The organism is Scytonema hankhaensis NUACC26, from assembly GCF_045865695.1.
Classification (GTDB): Bacteria; Cyanobacteriota; Cyanobacteriia; order Cyanobacteriales; family Nostocaceae; genus Scytonema.
The window spans coordinates 19,060-35,375 of record NZ_BAACAP010000214.1; the positions used below are offsets into that span (position 1 = coordinate 19,060).

Sequence of the window (16,316 nt, forward strand, 5' to 3'; positions counted from 1 at the left end):
CAATCCTCTTAGTGGTGCTTTAGTGGCGTTTGTCATGCAATCTATCCCTATACTAGGAATGGCAACTCATTACGCCTAGTCCTCGATCGAGTACTCTTTTCGCCCATGATGACAATGCCCTTGCAGTGTTTATTTGAAGCTATCAATCAGGTCAAAGATGAACCCGATCTGCGATCGCACTTCGTATTTGTATTTATAATTACATCTTAATTTAGCACTGATTTATTTCTTTAGACAGTCCAATAGCTCTGACATTACCCACCAACGATAGAAGAGGGATTACCTCTAGCTTTTTAATATTAGTTCGGTAAGCTGCTATGCTCATATTGAGCGAGTGTATTCAAGCACATTGTATCTCATTCACCATTCCAAAACCGGCTTGGCGCGATCGGGAATACTTGTATCAAACAAGCAAATAATGCACGGCTTCACAGGGGATCGCTGGCGGAGTGCGTGAAATTGGATGGAAAAACCAGTCAGAGTTAGATTGCACTTTTGCTGTGGTACTTTTTGGAGGAGCTTGTGAGGCTGAAAATATCGAGAAGAGAGTTTGCCATGCTAGCGGGGTCAGGGGTTGCGGCGATCGCCCTTGGCAGTCGTCCACTTCTGGCAAAGTCGGCAGAGGCTGTGTCTACGCCAAACGCGCAAATGCAAGCTGTTTTAGATGAATTTGCTTCTTTTAACGCACCGCCCATTCAACAACTGTCGCCGATGAACGCTCGCAACGCCCCTACGATCGCACACGCAGTTATGGGCGTACTTGCCAAACGCGGTGAACCTGCATTGGAATTTGTCGGTGATATCAGCCATATACTCATACCAGGACCAGAGGGAGACCTTTTGGCGCGTGTTTATCAGCCGTCGGGGGAGGGACCCTTCCCCGTACTAGTTTATTTCCACGGCGGTGGCTGGGTAATCGCTAACCTGGATACCTACGACTCCTCGTGTCGGGCGCTGACTAATGCAGCCAACTGTATAGTTATATCAGTCGCCTATCGCCAAGCCCCAGAGCATAAGTTTCCCGCAGCTGCGGAAGATGCCTATGCTGCAACTCAATGGGCGATCGCGAACGCTGACCAAATTAACGGCGACCCAAATCGAGTTGCAGTTGGTGGTGAGAGCGCGGGTGGCAACTTGGCGGCTGTTACCTGTCTGATGGCACGTGACAGAGGCGGTAGGATACCCGTGCATCAGCTGCTAATCTACCCCATTACCAATTACGCCTTCGACACACCCTCCTACCAGGAGAATGCCAATGCTCAGCCTCTCAACAAAGCATTGATGATGTGGTTCTGGAGTCAATATCTCAACAGCGAGTCCGACGGCAGTAATCCTTATGCTTCACCATTGCGAGCAGAAAGCCTGAGTGGTCTGCCGCCTGCGACCGCGATCGCGGCACAAATTGACCCACTGCGTAGTGAAGGACAAGCCTACGCGAAACGATTGAGTGAGGCAGGTGTCTCCGTCAAAGCAACCAACTATAACGGCGTGACTCATGAATTCTTTGGCACGGGCGCAGTGGTAGATAAGGCGAAGCAGGCGGTTAAAGAAGCGGCAGCTGGATTGCAATCGGGATTTCTGGGGAACACCAGGCTTAGCAGCTAGCAATAGGGGTAGGAAGTCAATCTTATCCTCTACCAAACTAGAAAAGAAACTAGAGGATTTTCACAATGACAAGTGCTTAAAAACTGTATCAAAGTTGTACTTAAACCCTAAATATACGAACAGGCAAACTTTAGTAGTAGAAGAAGGAGAAGAACATGAACAGTTTGACCCGAAGACTGGCTGTCGTGACTGGTGCCTCCAACGGCATTGGCTACGAACTTGCCAAACAGTTCGCTCAAAACGGCTTCGATCTCTTAGTCACAGCCACTGGTTCGACTATTAACGAAGCAGCTCAAGCCTTTCTTGAACTGGGTGTCAAGGTTGAGACAGTGCAAGCCGATCTCGCTACCTATGACGGTGTTGAAACGCTATATAACAAGATTAAGGCGACTGGCCGACCGGTAGATGCGATCGCTATTAACGCGGGTGTAGGAGTTGGTGGCGACTTTGCCCGCGAGACTGACCTGAAGGACGAACTCAATCTCATCAACCTAAACGTTGTGTCCTCCGTACATCTTGCCAAACGGGTGGTAAAGGACATGGTGGATCGCGGCGAGGGACGAATCCTCTTCACGTCGTCCATTGCTGCTCTAATGCCTGGTCCGTTTGAGGCAGTTTACGCAGCTTCCAAAGCGTTTTTACACTCCTTCTCAGAAGCACTACGCAATGAGTTGAAGGATACGGGAGTTACGGTGACTGCGCTTATGCCTGGACCAACCGAGACCAACTTTTTTCACCGCGCAGGTATGGACGACACCAAGGTGGGCGCAAGTGAGAAGGACGACCCAGCCCTTGTTGCCAAGCAGGGTTTTGAAGCTATGATGGCAGGCAAGGACGACATCATCGCTGGCTCGCTCAAGACGAAGATTCAAGGTACTGTGAGCAAGGTCTTGCCTGACACCGTCAATGCCGAACAGCACCGCAATTTATCTGAGCCTGGGTCAGCTAACAAATAATCTGTTGCGTTGGGCTTTATAAGTGGTAAACGTGAAATTGATAGCCATGATAAATTCCACTTGTTATTTTGGTAGTTATTGGAGAAGTTTGTGAACCAGAAAATATCGAGAAAAGAGTTTGTCACGCTGGCGGGAGTGGGAGTTGCATCTGTCGCCCTTATCAGTTCACTTCCAGCAAGGTCGGTAGAGGCTGAAATAGCTCAATCCAGTGAGACCGATGCGAAGACCATTCAGGAGCAGGATTTGCCAACCGTTAAGCCGGTGGGCACGTTGGAGCCAATCGCCTACTTTAACGGCGCGATGCCGACGGGCGTGACAGTGTCGCAGCAGGGGCGCATCTTTGTCAATTTCCCAAAATGGGGTGATGAGGTCGAATTCACGGTAGCCGAGATCCGAGAGGGTAAACCTGTTGCCTACCCAGACGAGGCGACCAACCAAACCAATCCCAACGACCTAGCCGCAGCGCTCGTGTCAGTGCAGAGTGTAGTGGTCGATCCTAAAGACCGCCTGTGGATTCTCGACACTGGAAGCCCTCTGTTCCAGCCAACGCAGTATGGCGGTCCAAAGCTAGTCTGTGTGGACTTGGCAAGCGATCGAGTCATTAAGAAAATCCTCTTCCCGCAGGATGTTGCCCTACCCACCACCTACCTCAACGATGTGCGTTTCGACCTGCGGCGCGGTGTCGAGGGCATGGCTTTTATCACCGACTCTTCCGATTCTGGACCGAACGGGATTATCGTAGTAGACTTAGCTTCTGGCGAAAGCTGGCGTAAGCTTAATGACCATCCCTCAACCAAAGCTGAGGAGCGGCAGAATTTCCTCCCAGTCGTCGAGGGACGCCCGTTCCTAGAGCGTCAGCCGGATGGGACAACTAAGCCGATTAAGATGGGATCGGACGGGATTGCCATTAGTGCGGATGGGGAACGCTTGTACTACTGCCCGCTCGCCAGCCGACGGCTCTACAGCGTTGCCACCGACGCGCTAGCAGATCGCTCGCTCGACGACAAAGCAGTCGCCGCCACCGTCATCGACGAGGGAGACAAGGGCGGCGGTGCGGACGGGCTGGAATCGGATGCAGAGGGACATATCTACGCGACAAATTACGAACACCACGCAATCCTGCGTCGTCGCCCTGACAAAGAGTGGGAGACGGTGGCATACGACCCGCGCCTGATATGGCCGGATACGCTCTCTGTTGCGGTGGACGGATATCTTTACGTCACGGCAAACCAGTTGAATCGTCAGGCACGCTACCAAGGAGGACGCGATCTGCGCCGCAAGCCCTATACGCTCTTCCGCATCCGCATTGACGCCAAGCCTGTCCTGCTGCGCTAACTTTTTCCAGAAGTGTGGAAACAGCAAATGCAGGTAAACACTTAATGCTTATTTTTGAATCCGTTTGAACGCTCGGAATGTATAGACTTTAACCAATTCCGCGAAATTCTCCATCCGCATAGGTTATATCTAACTTCTCTTATAGAATGATGAAAAAGCTAGTTGAGGCAGTGCGTGAGTCTGCATATCCCTTAATGGTTACAAGTGGACACTACGATCCCTTGATGGATCTAATCGGTAATGCCCGTTTTGTGTTAATTGGCGAAGCTTCTCACGGAACTCATGAGTTCTACGAACAGCGGGCTTTGATTACCAAAAGGCTGATTCAAGAGAAAGGCTTTACAGCAGTAGCAGTGGAGGCGGCTTGGCCCGATGCTTATCGAGTTAACCGCTATGTGCGGGGAGTAAATGACGATCCGATGCCAGCAGAAGCGCTTTCGAGTTTTCAACAATTCCCGATGTGGATGTGGCGCAACACAGAGGTGTTGAGTTTTGTCGGTTGGTTGCGTCAATACAATGATGTCTTGGCTGAGAATGCAACCAAAGTTGGCTTTTATGGACTTGACCTCTACAGTCTGTATACTTCAATAACAGCTGTCTTAAGTTATAAAGCAAGGCAGGCGGTTAAGGAAGCAGCAGCCGGACTGCGATCGGGCTTTAACGGGTAACACAGCCTGATTCAAAAGGCTATTGATACAGTATCGAGGTCAAGGTGCGTGAAGTACCTACCACCAACCACTTAACTTTAGGAGATTTTAAACCATGAAAGCAGTTTGCTGGCAAGGAGCTAACGATGTACGGGTAGAAACAGTACCCGATCCAAAAATCATTAATCCCCGTGATGCGATTGTGAAAATCACGTCAACGGCGATTTGCGGTTCGGATTTACATCTTTATGACGGTTTCAACCCCACGATGCAAAAGGGCGACATCCTGGGTCATGAATTTATGGGAGAGGTTGTCGAACTGGGGAGTGCCGTCAAGAATGTAAAGAAGGGCGATCGTGTAGTCGTCCCCTTTACCATTTCCTGCGGATCGTGTTTCTTCTGCCAAAAAGATTTATGGTCGCTATGCGATAACTCCAACCCTAACGCTTGGATGGCAGAAAAACTTATGGGTCATTCCCCATCTGGTCTTTTCGGCTACTCCCATTTGACGGGAGGCTACGCCGGAGGTCAAGCTGAATATGCCCGCGTTCCCTTTGCTGATGTCGGTTTGTTCAAGATCCCTGATGGATTGACAGACGAACAAGTCCTGTTTCTAACAGATATCTTTCCTACAGGATACATGGCAGCGGAAAACTGTGACATAGAGCCAGGAGATACTGTAGCGATATGGGGTTGCGGTCCAGTTGGGCAATTTGCCATTAGAAGTGCCTATATGCTAGGTGCAGGACGGGTCATTGCAATCGATCGAGTTCCCGAACGTTTACAAATGGCTGCATCGCAAGGCAAGGCAGAAGTCCTTAATTATGAGGAAGTAGATGTTGGTGAAGCCCTCAAAGAAATGACAGGTGGGCGCGGTCCCGATTCTTGTATGGATGCTGTAGGAATGGAAGCACACGGAATGGGTTTGGAAGGCGTCTACGATAAGGTAATGCAAGCGGCACGTCAAGAGACCGATCGTGCAAATGTACTGCGACAGGCGATCCTTGCCTGTCGCAAAGGCGGTCACCTGTCGATTCCTGGTGTTTACACCGGTTTTGTAGACAAGATACCGATGGGTGCTTTCATGAACAAAAGTTTAACCATGAAAACGGGACAAACGCACCTTCATAAGTATTTGCGCCCATTACTCGATCGCATCCAAAATGGCGAGATCGACCCATCTTTTATCATCACCCATCGTCTGCCTCTAGAGCAAGCACCACACGCCTACGAAATTTTCAAGCACAAGAAAGACAACTGTATCAAAGTTGTGCTTAAACCCTAAATGTCACTGGGTGTTCCTGAAATCCAAAATCTAATTATTATGGACAAAGCTTATGTGGGCAGTTGTTATCGAAAAGTACGGCAGTCCTGAAGTCTTACAGCTAAAGGAGATTCCCAATCTAGAGCCGAGTCGGGGAGAGGTTCGGGTAAAAGTACATACATCAGCGTTGAATCGAGCTGATGTCGAACAGCGCAAGGGCAATTATCCGCCACCGCTCCCATCGGAATACGAAATTCCTGGCTAGGAATTTGCCGGAGTCGTAGACAAGCTAGGACCAGAAGTTAGCAAGTGGCGTTTAGGCGATCGGGTGTTTGGACTGCTTAGTGCAGCCGGATACGCCGAGCAAATTCTCACCCATGAGCGAATGTTGATGTCCATTCCTCCTAATCTCAGTTTTGAACAAGCAGCAGCAATTCCAGAGGTGTTCTTCACCGCCTACGATGCCTTAATTGACAAAGCAGACTTTCAAGCTGGTAACACAGTATTGATTCATGCAAGTGCTAGCGGTGTAGGAACGGCAGCCATACAGCTAGCGCAGGTCATGGGAGCTAGTATGATTTTTACAACCAGCCGCAGTACTGGGAAACTAGAGAAATGCCGACAGTTGGGTGCAAACCAAGCCATTAATACGAATGAAGAGGAATTTGACCAAGTTGTACTCGATGCAACTGCATCAAGGGGAGTCGATATTATTCTGGACTTTATTGGGGCCGCTTACCTAGAGAAAAACTTGAATGCGGCAGCACAGTCCGGTAGAATTGTGCAGATTGCAACGCTAAGTGGTTCTAGTGCCCAAATTAATCTGCAACTCGTCATGAGCAAGCGGCTGCGGTTGCAGGGAACGACCTTACGTAGCCGTTCCATCGAGCAAAAAATGATACTGACGCAAAAGTTTGCCAAGCAAATATTACCGTTTTTTGCAGATGGCAGACTGAAACCACTGATTGACCGCAGCTTTAAGCTGAAGGAAGTTGCTGAGGCTCATCGCTACATGGAGAACAACAGCAACTTTGGCAAGATTGTCCTCACTATTGCCTCAAAGGAGTAATTGATGTCTGTGCAGCTTGAATTCGTGAAACACCACACTGCGATTGTCCCAGGAGGAGCAGCCGGACGCTATTAACAAAGCGCTGCTGGAATTTCTCAGTGCCTAGAACGACGCAGGCTCAGCTTGACAGACAAAGCTTGCGAAGTATTGCTTACAGACTTGTGTATTCGCGAACACATCTAGAATCACCACTAATTTATTCCTTTCGACAGTCCAAGAACTTAGGCATCACTGACCAACGCTAGAGGATAGATTGCTTCGGTGCTTTTTATGCTTATTTGCGTAAGCTACATTCAAAGGTTGGATTAACCCATACTTGCATATCGAGCTTCTGCCATTACACAGTAGTGGATGCGATCGCTATTAACGCGGGCGTAGGAGTCGGCGGCGATTTCGCTCATAAAGCTCATAAAACCGACGCGATCTAATTGTTTTAGTGTTTAAATTCTATATGCATTCTTTTTATAAGTTTGGAGTCTTACTCCTGTGCGCTATAATTGCTGTTTGTTTGCTGCTTCCAATTCCTCTTGCAACAGCGCAAACCTCCTCATTCACGCCGGACGCCCCACCGGGTCAGCCCAGTGCGGATGTCGCCAACACGCGATATACGACACGTCTGTTTGGTCGTACACCTGCTGAAGTGGCCGTCTCCGTAACGCGACACGCATTCACCGCAGCTATGCCTGTGAGCGACCCCAAGACGAAGAATGGTCAGAGCGATCGTCCTTGGTCTGTCATTCTTATTACCCCAGACGATCCCGTTGCCGCTATCAGCGCTGCCGAATTGATCCAATTTCCCAATAACGCCCCGATCCTCTTCGTTGACGAGTCCGGCATTCCGGCAGTTACCCTTGAAGAGTTGCAACGTCTTTCTCCGGTGGGAGTGGAACGTGCTGATGGCGTGCAAGCTTTCGTCATCGGCGCAGCTGCATCTCCCAACGTACTCAACCAACTCCAGCAGATTGGACTAAAAACGCGCAGCATCACAGCACGGGATAACTACGCACTCGCCAACCAGATCGACACGATCTACGGGCAGATCCACTCTCCTGATACGGGAGTACCGACGATGATGAACTCTGTTAAGAACGGCAATGGCATCATGGATGTCTTCATTGGAAGTACGGATGCACCCTTGCTCATGCTGCCTATCGCGGAGTGGGCATCCCACTTGCCATCAGGCATTCTTTGGATTGACAGCAAGACGGATAAGCTGCCGCGACCAACTGTAGAGGCACTCTCTCGGCGCAAAGGGAAAGCGATGATTTATGTGATGGGCGGTTCAGAACAGGTTTCACCAGCTTTAATCAAAGAACTGTCGCAATATGGCTCCGTTGCTCGCGTTACTAACGACGATCAAGTCTTATCAAATGCTCCCCTTACTCCTAATCCGGTAACGGTAAGCGTTGTTTTCGCACGTATGTGGGACCCAACTGGCTTGGTTGGCTGGAACATGGTGGGGGCGGGTCACGGCTTCACCATAGTCAACAGCAATGATTGGCAGTCCGCCGTTGCTGCAGCCATACTCTCTAGTCGCGGCTTTCACGCCGCGTTGTTACTTACCGACAATGCACAACATCTTTCTAAGCCAGTTGCAGATTACCTAGACCTTGTGCGCCCAACTTTTACTGTGACACCCGCCGAAGGTCCCTATAACAGGCTGTACGTCATTGGTGATTACTCTAATATCTCTTGGATGGAACAGGTGGAAATGAACAGTTCGCAGGAAATAGCAAACCGTCATGATGCCCCCAATGGCAGTACTTACTTATCACCACCATGAGTTAAAAGAATTCGGACTTTAGAATTGAATAGGAAAAGTCCGATAACTGGGGCATTACCTACTAATGCCAGATGAGGAATTGCTTCAGTACTTTTTAATCTCAATTCTGGTGGGCTACTTTGTTTCCTTAAGTTTCCTGCGGTTGCTCTGGATGCCTATGCTACAACATAACCTTGCTGCTTGCTGCCCTTGTAGATGAGATTATCTAGGAGTTTCTATGAACAAGAAATTAGAAGCTAGACTAGCTGATATTTCGGCTTCGTTGCCTTCAAAGAGTCTAATTACTCTAAAAATTAATGGCGCAGAAAAACAAATGAAGATCGCGCCTTGGACAACTTTGCTCGACGCTCTGCGCGAGTATCTTGATTTAACCGGGACGAAAAAAGGATGCGACCACGGACAGTGCGGAGCTTGCACAGTCTTGGTAAATGGCAAACGCATCAATTCGTGTCTGACTTTGGCCATCATGAAAGACGGTGCGGAGGTGACAACAATTGAAGGGCTTGCTGAAGGAGAAGCGCTTCATCCTTTACAACAAGCTTTTGTCGAACACGACGCTTTTCAATGCGGGTATTGCACGCCCGGTCAGATTTGTTCCGCCGTTGGTTTGATAGCTGAGGGCAGAGCAGAAACAGCAGATGACATCCGCGAGTTAATGAGCGGTAATATCTGTCGTTGCGGTGCTTATTCAAACATAGTTGCGGCGATTGAACAGGTGATGCTCCCAAGTAAAAGGAGTGTAGAACAGTGAAAAGTTTTTCATACACAAAATCTGACAGCGTGGTTCTAGCCGTGAATGAGATCGCTGGGGACAACGCAGCAAAATTTATCGCAGGCGGCACCAATCTGATTGATTTGATGAAGGAAAATGTTGCACGTCCGAGGCGATTGATAGATATTACGCGCTTGCCTTTGGACAAAATTGAAGACACCGAAGATGGCGGTTTACGACTCGGCGCACTCGTGACAAATGCCGACACCGCCTACAACGAACAAGTCGAAAAACGTTACCCACTTCTATCAAAAGCAATTTTAGCAGGTGCATCACCGCAACTCCGCAACATGGCAACAACGGGCGGAAATCTTTTGCAAAGAACGCGCTGTTATTACTTCTATGATACGGCGACGCCCTGCAATAAACGCGAACCCGGAACAGGCTGCCCTGCAATCAACGGTTACAACCGCATTCACGCGATTTTAGGCACGAGCGAACAATGTATCGCCACCCATCCGTCAGATATGTGCGTTGCACTTGCTGCGCTTGAAGCGATCGTTCGCGTTACAGGGAACAATGGTGAACGTATAATACCGTTTGCCGAATTCCATCGTTTACCGGGTGACACGCCGCAGATTGACACTAATTTGCAGGCGGACGAAATCATTACGGCGGTTGATTTGCCCACAAAAGGCTTTGCCAAAAATTACACTTATCTGAAACTCCGCGATCGCACATCCTATGCATTCGCGCTTGTGTCAGTAGCAGCTGCGTTAGAAATGGACGGTGACGAAATCAAAGAAGCACGTCTCGCCCTTGGCGGTGTGGCGCATAAGCCTTGGCGCAACACAGAAGCCGAAGCAATGCTCAAAGGTAAAAGTGCCACTAGGGAAAACTTTCAAACAGTTGCCGAAGCAATCGTGCGGGATGCAAAAGGCTTTGGTCACAACACTTTCAAAATTGAATTGGCGAAACGTGCGATCGTTCATGCTTTAAAGCAAGCCGCAGAAATGGAGCAATGATATGAGTACAAGCTATATCGGACAACCGACGAGCCGCGTTGACGGTCACGCCAAAGTAACCGGGGAAGCAAAATACGCCGCTGAATTCAATGTTCCCAATCTCACTTACGGCTACGTCGTTTCCAGCGAGATTGCCAAAGGGAGAATTACGAAAATTGACGCAAGCGACGCGCTCAACCTTGAAGGCGTGTTGCAAGTGTTCACCCACGAAAATGCGCCAGGTACCGCATGGTTTGACCAAAGTTATAAGGACGAAACTGCACCGCCTGGTTCACCATTTCGCCCGCTTCATGAGGACAAAATTAGGTATAGCGGACAACCTGTTGCGCTTGTCGTTGCCGAAACCTTTGAATTGGCGCGTTACGCAGCGACGCTCGTCCAAATCGAGTATTCACTTGAAGAGCATATTACTAATTTGGATGCAAAGCGCGAAGAAGCCTACAAACCACAAATGAGATCGGGTACCCCACCGCCGTCAAAACCACGTGGTAACTCTGAAAAAGCATTCGCCAACGCTGCCACGCAACACGAAGCTGAATATGCTTCCCCAGTTGAACATCACAATCCAATGGAGTCCTTCGCGACCACCGTTGTCTGGGAAGATGACGGTAAAATAACTGTCTATGACAAAACACAAGGTGCGCCAAACAGTCATCAATACGTCTGCAAGGTTTTTGGGTATTCCAAAGAGGATGTGCGCGTCATCTCACCCTATGTCGGTGGGGCATTCGGTTCGGGTTTGCGTCCCCAGTATCAATTATTTTTAGCGGTGATGGCAGCGCGTGCACTCAAACGATCGGTTAGAGTATCGCTGACGCGCCAACAAATGTTTACCTTTGGTCATCGTCCCAACACTGTGCAGAAAATTGCGCTTGGCGCAGCGCCCGACGGCACCCTCGAAGCCCTCATTCACGAAGCGATCGCAGAGACTTCGCAGTTTGAAGATTTTACCGAAAACGTCGTCAATTGGTCGGGTGTGCTCTACCAGTGCGATAACGTCAAGCTCGATTACAAACTAACAAAGCTTGACCTTTACACGCCGATGGATATGCGTGCGCCTGGGGCTGTGTTAGGTGTGTACGCGATCGAGTGTGCAATGGACGAACTAGCCTACAAACTCGGTATCGACCCGCTCGAACTGCGTCTGAAAAACTACGCTGAGAAAGACCTAAACGAAGACAAGCCTTTTTCGAGTAAAGAACTGCGCGAATGTTACCGACAAGGCGCAGAGAAATTCGGATGGGCGAAGCGAAATCCCGAACCGCGTTCCATGCGTGAAGGTGATAATTCGATCGGCTGGGGCTTGGCGACAGGCATTTGGCAGGCAGAACAACAAAAAGCAAGTGCGAAAGCCATTTTGTCTCCCGATGGCAAACTCACAGTCAGTAGCGCGACGGCTGATATTGGCACCGGAACGTACACGATTATGACGCAAATCGCTGCCGAAACCCTTGGTTTGCCGATTGAGGACGTGACATTTAAACTTGGCGATTCATCATTGCCGGAAGCGCCTATCGAAGGCGGTTCGTGGACGGCATCTTCAGTTGGCTCGGCGGTCAAAGTTGTCTGCAATAAGGTACGCGAAAAGTTATTCAAACTCGCGCAAAAGATGGACAATTCAACCCTCGCCAATGCGAAATTAGAAGACGTAACTTTCGCAGACAGGCAAATCAGATTGAGCCACGATCCAACACGCGCTGTTTCAATTACCGCAGCGATGCAAAATGGCGAAGTCAACAGCATTGAAGAAGAAACTACCGCTAAACCTAACTCCTCAAAGCAAAATCAATACACGCGGAATTCTCATTCGGCAGTGTTCTGTGAAGTGAAGGTTGACGAAGAGTTAGGCACGATTCAGGTCACACGCGTCGTCAGTGCGATCGCTGGCGGGCGCATCTTGAATCCTAAAACGGCGCGAAGTCAGATTCTCGGCGCGGTTGTTTGGGGCATCGGCATGGCGTTGCAAGAACAGAGCGTAATTGACCAAGACTTCGGACGTTTCATGAACCACAATCTGGCGGAGTACCACGTTCCTGTCAACGCCGACGTGCATGATATTGACGTTATTTTCGTGCCAGAAGATGACTCAATTGTCAATCCTCTCGGTGCCAAAGGCTTGGGCGAAATCGGCATCGTTGGTGTGGCGGCGGCGATCGCCAACGCAGTTTTTCACGCGACTGGTAAACGTATTAGAGAGTTGCCGATTACGCTGGACAAGTTGCTATGAGCGAGTCAGCGTGAGGTGTGAAGTGCTGAGCGTTGCAATAGAGTGGTGATTATTTTGTTGGTAGTGGATTCCAATTGGAGTACGTAGCTGAAATCAGGAGATATGAATGTCAGACGAAAAGATCGACTCTGTATTGGACGGAAACGGGGAATTAGCCTCAAACGAAAGACAGACGGCGCGGAAAGCCCATCAGGAGCGCAAATTCTTCGGCGCGATCGCGGTGACAATAGTAACAACCACCTTCGCTCTGTTTCTGGTGTTGATTCTGCCGATACGCCGGAACTCGTTATGCAGCACCTTAACATCAGTAAAGAGACGCTCGACGCGATTCCGAAAGCTAAGCTCGAAATTTTACCTGAATAGAGCGCAGTTTGTTGAGAGGAATCGTTTCCCGGTCTATCTGCTTTTCCAGGTCAATTTCTGACGAAAGACATTCTTCTAATAGGTGGAGCACTCTGGTCATTGGGAGAATCTTTGCGTGCAATGAAATAGCGATCGAGATGGCATTTATTACTACCCTGGAGACCTAAAGAAATGAAACGAGAACCTCTAAGAGAGTCTTTAGCTACTATTCTACTGCCCCTTGCATTAATCTTTGGTTTGGTTCTACTTCTAAGTCTCAATGCCGGACAGGATAGTAGAGAAGCTGTAGCGAGCAGTCCATTGGAAGCATGGCTCAAGCTGATTGTTGGCTATTTAGCAGCTGGGACAGAAATTGCCGCTGCGGTAGTTATTGGTGGTGCAGTCATACGCGGGATTATTAAATATGTTCGCCAATTATTTTCACGATCCAAGCAGCATTTTAATGCGACAGAATCAATCCGCTTACAGTTGGGGCGAGTGCTGGCGTTGGGATTGGAATTTACTGTTGCTAGTGACATTCTTCGCACTGCTGTGGCACCTACGCGCCAGGATATTTTGAATTTGGGGGCAATTGTTCTACTGAGAACCTTGCTCAATTACTTCCTAGAGCGAGAAATTCAGCAGGGCGAACAGAGCCGCTTGGCAGAGCCAGAACGTAGTTAAAAGGAAGTGATGAGTCAGAAACGAAGCTTAAAACCTTTAGAGGGAGCGAATAGATCCCTCAGACAAAAACTAGATCTTAAGGGTGAGTTATTGCTGGCAGCTGCACCAACAGTAACTGTATTGGTGGTACTAGCGCTAGTAGAAGCGCTGACTCGGCAACGCCTTCTGTTCGCCTCCCTTGCCTCAAGTGCTTTTTTGATTTACCTTGACCCGCAGCACGGCACAAATACAGTCCGGACGTTGGTTCTCGCCCAAATGATGGCAGCAACTATTGGTTTGATTACGCACTTGCTTTTAGGTTCTGGGTATTTTTCGGGTGGAATTGCGATGGTAGTAACGATCGTGCTGATGATCCTGCTTGACGCCGTGCATCCCCCTGCAGTCCCCACTTCTTTGAGCTTTGCATTGCGTGCTGGCAACGAAAACAACCTGGTTTTGTTCGGTCTTGCGGTAGGTCTCACCGCTGTACTAGTTGTACTTGAGCGTTTTGCCTTGTGGCTGCTAGCACGCTATAGCAAATCCTAATTACGAATTACGAATTACGAATTATTCGGTTACTGGTGGCGGCGCTTAATTATGGTCAGGTTGCACCGCACCTAAACCGTAATAACTAGAAGAGCATTCCCAACAGGATGCCGAAGGTACTAAAGCCTAATACTAGCCAAGTGACATAATCGCCGACGTGTCCGGTGTGAAGTTGGCGAAGTACGTTGATACCTGCAAGCATTGCATCAAAGGAAAATAAACGATGCCTAAATAAGGCAACGATCGCGATCGAGTAGTTTAAGCGCACTGGTGATTGCGCGACTAGGCAATAAGTCCCCAGCCTCGTATTTTTGAAATGCCTGTGGCTCACCACCAATCAGTTCTCCTGCTTGAGACTGTGTCAGTTGCAACTTTTTACGAATACGGCGAATTTCCTCCGGGTTAAGCAAACCCTCAACCCTCGCTTTCAAAAGGTTCAGCATTCTGTCAGATACCTTCATATCCTCACTTGTATGGATGCTTTCGTCCGACTCATCACAATACCAACCCGGCATATCGAATGTAATACTCGACCCGCGATAAGTTAACGTCATAGGGCGGACATCGCGGCGCATTGAAGCCCCCGTCATTGGGCAAACCGGTGTGATGTCAGTCATTCTCCTTCTCCTTGAACGATAGCAATAGAAACTCTGTTACTGCGTCCGCTGTAAATTTGATATAAAGAACTCCAACCTCTGATGGAACATGGTACACGTCCTGCCAGATGCGATGGTCGGCATAGCTTGTCATAGACAATAAAACTCATCAAGCTTTTTGATGTTTATCCTCTGAACCCAACATATTGATTAATTTTCTAGCAACTAAAACCCCCACAACTCCTGCACCAACGACTTCAACTGCTTGTATCACTTTTTTCCCCACATCTTGAGGGTCAAGGTGGCGGTGAAAAATTTCTTCATCCAACCATTCACTCGTGGCTTGGAAATCATGAATTGGAGTTGGTAGTAATGTTAAATAAGTACCTTGACGGATGAGGTGCGCGGGTTTGCCCACGACTTCAAAAACGTTGAAAAGGTTAGCAGCCGCATCATTTAGCCCCAACTTTAATAGGGTTCCACGTATATTAACCTTAACTGGTTTGAGGTCTTCTCCTAATGCTAAAGCTTTCAAATTTCGAGCAATAGTAGCTCCTTGCTGATAGGCTACTTGAGCTGTAGGTGGTAGTGAGGAATTCTGAACGGATGCACAATCACCACCAACAAAAACTTCTGGAAAGTCGAGCAGTTGCATGGTAGGAGTGACGAGGAGACGACCGTGACGATCTCTATGTTCTTGAGGAATTGGCAAATCTTGAATCAGTGGATGGGTGGAGGTACCAGCTGTCCAAATTGTTGTGTATGTCGGCAATGTCTCGACTCGATTATCGCGTTTATATTCTACTTCGCTGGTACGAACGGCAGTGACTTCTGCTCCCATAACCATTTCGATTAGTACTGTACGTTTTTTCAATTCCCCTTCAGCAATTTCACGTAACTGTTCGTTAATATCACCATTAAGAATTTCTTTTCCGTGATTGAGCACCACTATACGGATTTCTTGAGAATTACCTCCCAAAGCTCCATACCAATGGGGGAGAAAATCAGCTAAAGTAGCTGCCATTTCCACACCAGACGCTCCACCACCAACAACAGCTACTGTTAGCAGTTTCCGACGTTGTTCTGAATCTTGAGTTTGTACGGCTCGTTGCAAACAATCGCGCAAATGATTGTCAAGAGCGATCGCATCTTCTTGCGTCCAAAAAGGTAAAGCATTTTCTCGGGCACCTTCTACATGATGGTAGCCCGTCACACTGCCTAAAGCTAGGACTAAGTTACTGTAGTTATAAGAGGTTCCCGAAGCTAATTTGACTTCTTGTTGATGTAAGTCTATCGATTGCACCGTATCTTTGACAAAGATGACCCCACTACCCTTAAGTAATTCTGAAAAACGAGGTACGACCTGAAAAGCATCCAAATCGCCACTGAAATACTCGTAAAGTAACGGTTTAAAACAAAAGCGTTCGTTTTTATCGATCAAAATGACAGAGCGAGGATAGTGTTCGTGAGCTAGGTATAAGGCTGTAAATAACCCAGTAAAACCACCACCAACAATCACAGTTTGATAAATTGGACTATTCATAAA

At 48.5% G+C, this 16,316-nt stretch carries 17 protein-coding genes and 1 pseudogene; 14 read left to right on the top strand and 4 right to left on the bottom strand.

The features are described 5' to 3' along the window. Positions 1-555 precede the first annotated feature (555 nt). The 14 genes and pseudogenes from lipP1 (at position 556) to ACKTT2_RS28010 (ending at position 14,174) form a co-directional block, all read left to right on the top strand. The gene (gene lipP1 / locus ACKTT2_RS27945; protein ID WP_407892738.1) at positions 556-1,605 is read left to right on the top strand and encodes a LipP1 family hormone-sensitive lipase; all 1,050 of its coding nucleotides are present in this window, start codon (positions 556-558) and stop codon (positions 1,603-1,605) included. Between the two features lie 155 nt (positions 1,606-1,760). After that, positions 1,761-2,561 (top strand): SDR family NAD(P)-dependent oxidoreductase, encoded by an 801-nt coding sequence (locus tag ACKTT2_RS27950; protein ID WP_407892740.1) that lies wholly within the window; start codon positions 1,761-1,763, stop codon positions 2,559-2,561. Positions 2,562-2,651: 90 nt separating this feature from the next. After that, positions 2,652-3,896, top strand: a complete 1,245-nt coding sequence (locus ACKTT2_RS27955; protein WP_407892742.1) for an L-dopachrome tautomerase-related protein — start codon at positions 2,652-2,654, stop codon at positions 3,894-3,896. Positions 3,897-4,042: 146 nt separating this feature from the next. Continuing rightward, on the top strand, positions 4,043-4,564 hold the full coding sequence (locus ACKTT2_RS27960; RefSeq protein WP_407892744.1) for an erythromycin esterase family protein: 522 nt from the start codon (positions 4,043-4,045) through the stop codon (positions 4,562-4,564). 94 nt (positions 4,565-4,658) lie between these two features. Next, the gene (locus tag ACKTT2_RS27965) at positions 4,659-5,828 is read left to right on the top strand and encodes a zinc-dependent alcohol dehydrogenase (RefSeq protein WP_407892747.1); all 1,170 of its coding nucleotides are present in this window, start codon (positions 4,659-4,661) and stop codon (positions 5,826-5,828) included. 52 nt (positions 5,829-5,880) lie between these two features. Next, positions 5,881-6,072, top strand: a complete 192-nt coding sequence (locus ACKTT2_RS27970) for a hypothetical protein (RefSeq protein WP_407892749.1) — start codon at positions 5,881-5,883, stop codon at positions 6,070-6,072. A 12-nt stretch (positions 6,073-6,084) separates the two neighbouring features. Beyond that, a pseudogene (locus ACKTT2_RS27975) lies at positions 6,085-6,876 on the top strand (NAD(P)H-quinone oxidoreductase); the annotation flags it as partial. A 679-nt stretch (positions 6,877-7,555) separates the two neighbouring features. After that, positions 7,556-8,659, top strand: coding sequence for a hypothetical protein (locus tag ACKTT2_RS27980; RefSeq protein WP_407892751.1), 1,104 nt, complete (start codon positions 7,556-7,558; stop codon positions 8,657-8,659). A gap of 217 nt (positions 8,660-8,876) precedes the next feature. Beyond that, entirely contained in the window at positions 8,877-9,410 is a 534-nt protein-coding gene (locus ACKTT2_RS27985) for a (2Fe-2S)-binding protein (protein WP_407892753.1), read from the top strand. Continuing rightward, entirely contained in the window at positions 9,407-10,396 is a 990-nt protein-coding gene (locus tag ACKTT2_RS27990; RefSeq protein WP_407892755.1) for an FAD binding domain-containing protein, read from the top strand. The genes ACKTT2_RS27985 and ACKTT2_RS27990 overlap by 4 nt, the downstream gene beginning before the upstream one ends. 1 nt (position 10,397) lies before the next feature. Further along, a complete protein-coding gene (locus tag ACKTT2_RS27995; RefSeq protein ID WP_407892757.1) occupies positions 10,398-12,623 on the top strand; it encodes a xanthine dehydrogenase family protein molybdopterin-binding subunit in 2,226 nt (741 codons plus the stop codon). A 102-nt stretch (positions 12,624-12,725) separates the two neighbouring features. Next, positions 12,726-12,986 carry a hypothetical protein gene (locus ACKTT2_RS28000; protein WP_407892759.1) on the top strand — a complete coding sequence of 87 codons (261 nt, stop codon included), beginning with the start codon at positions 12,726-12,728 and terminating at the stop codon, positions 12,984-12,986. 171 nt (positions 12,987-13,157) lie between these two features. Next, positions 13,158-13,649 carry a DUF1622 domain-containing protein gene (locus tag ACKTT2_RS28005; protein ID WP_407892761.1) on the top strand — a complete coding sequence of 164 codons (492 nt, stop codon included), beginning with the start codon at positions 13,158-13,160 and terminating at the stop codon, positions 13,647-13,649. 9 nt (positions 13,650-13,658) lie between these two features. Next, a complete protein-coding gene (locus ACKTT2_RS28010; RefSeq protein ID WP_407892763.1) occupies positions 13,659-14,174 on the top strand; it encodes an HPP family protein in 516 nt (171 codons plus the stop codon). An 85-nt stretch (positions 14,175-14,259) separates the two neighbouring features. Here the strand turns inward: ACKTT2_RS28010 and ACKTT2_RS28015 are convergent, their stop codons facing one another. The 4 genes from ACKTT2_RS28015 to ACKTT2_RS28030 are packed head-to-tail and all read right to left on the bottom strand — an operon-like array spanning position 14,260 to position 16,313. Next, complete coding sequence (locus ACKTT2_RS28015; RefSeq protein WP_407892765.1) at positions 14,260-14,442, bottom strand: hypothetical protein; 183 nt, start codon at positions 14,440-14,442, stop codon at positions 14,260-14,262. Next, the gene (locus ACKTT2_RS28020; RefSeq protein ID WP_407892767.1) at positions 14,402-14,791 is read right to left on the bottom strand and encodes a type II toxin-antitoxin system MqsA family antitoxin; all 390 of its coding nucleotides are present in this window, start codon (positions 14,789-14,791) and stop codon (positions 14,402-14,404) included. Before ACKTT2_RS28020 ends, ACKTT2_RS28015 begins: the two co-directional genes overlap by 41 nt. After that, positions 14,784-14,924, bottom strand: coding sequence for a type II toxin-antitoxin system MqsR family toxin (locus ACKTT2_RS28025; protein ID WP_155748496.1), 141 nt, complete (start codon positions 14,922-14,924; stop codon positions 14,784-14,786). Before ACKTT2_RS28025 ends, ACKTT2_RS28020 begins: the two co-directional genes overlap by 8 nt. 15 nt (positions 14,925-14,939) lie before the next feature. Next, positions 14,940-16,313, bottom strand: coding sequence for an NAD(P)/FAD-dependent oxidoreductase (locus tag ACKTT2_RS28030; RefSeq protein ID WP_407892769.1), 1,374 nt, complete (start codon positions 16,311-16,313; stop codon positions 14,940-14,942). Positions 16,314-16,316 lie beyond the last annotated feature (3 nt).

Bases quoted from the DNA above. Each gene is read 5' to 3' on its own strand.
- lipP1 (WP_407892738.1), top strand. From the start codon at position 556: ATGCTAGCGGGGTCAGGGGTTGCGGCGATCGCCCTTGGCAGTCGTCCA.
- ACKTT2_RS27950 (WP_407892740.1), top strand. From the start codon at position 1,761: ATGAACAGTTTGACCCGAAGACTGGCTGTCGTGACTGGTGCCTCCAAC.
- ACKTT2_RS27960 (WP_407892744.1), top strand. From the start codon at position 4,043: ATGATGAAAAAGCTAGTTGAGGCAGTGCGTGAGTCTGCATATCCCTTA.
- ACKTT2_RS27965 (WP_407892747.1), top strand. From the start codon at position 4,659: ATGAAAGCAGTTTGCTGGCAAGGAGCTAACGATGTACGGGTAGAAACA.
- ACKTT2_RS27970 (WP_407892749.1), top strand. From the start codon at position 5,881: ATGTGGGCAGTTGTTATCGAAAAGTACGGCAGTCCTGAAGTCTTACAG.
- ACKTT2_RS27980 (WP_407892751.1), top strand. From the start codon at position 7,556: ATGCCTGTGAGCGACCCCAAGACGAAGAATGGTCAGAGCGATCGTCCT.
- ACKTT2_RS27985 (WP_407892753.1), top strand. From the start codon at position 8,877: ATGAACAAGAAATTAGAAGCTAGACTAGCTGATATTTCGGCTTCGTTG.
- ACKTT2_RS27995 (WP_407892757.1), top strand. From the start codon at position 10,398: ATGAGTACAAGCTATATCGGACAACCGACGAGCCGCGTTGACGGTCAC.
- ACKTT2_RS28000 (WP_407892759.1), top strand. From the start codon at position 12,726: ATGAATGTCAGACGAAAAGATCGACTCTGTATTGGACGGAAACGGGGA.
- ACKTT2_RS28005 (WP_407892761.1), top strand. From the start codon at position 13,158: ATGAAACGAGAACCTCTAAGAGAGTCTTTAGCTACTATTCTACTGCCC.
- ACKTT2_RS28010 (WP_407892763.1), top strand. From the start codon at position 13,659: ATGAGTCAGAAACGAAGCTTAAAACCTTTAGAGGGAGCGAATAGATCC.
- ACKTT2_RS28020 (WP_407892767.1), bottom strand. From the start codon at position 14,791: ATGACTGACATCACACCGGTTTGCCCAATGACGGGGGCTTCAATGCGC.
- ACKTT2_RS28025 (WP_155748496.1), bottom strand. From the start codon at position 14,924: ATGACAAGCTATGCCGACCATCGCATCTGGCAGGACGTGTACCATGTT.
- ACKTT2_RS28030 (WP_407892769.1), bottom strand. From the start codon at position 16,313: ATGAATAGTCCAATTTATCAAACTGTGATTGTTGGTGGTGGTTTTACT.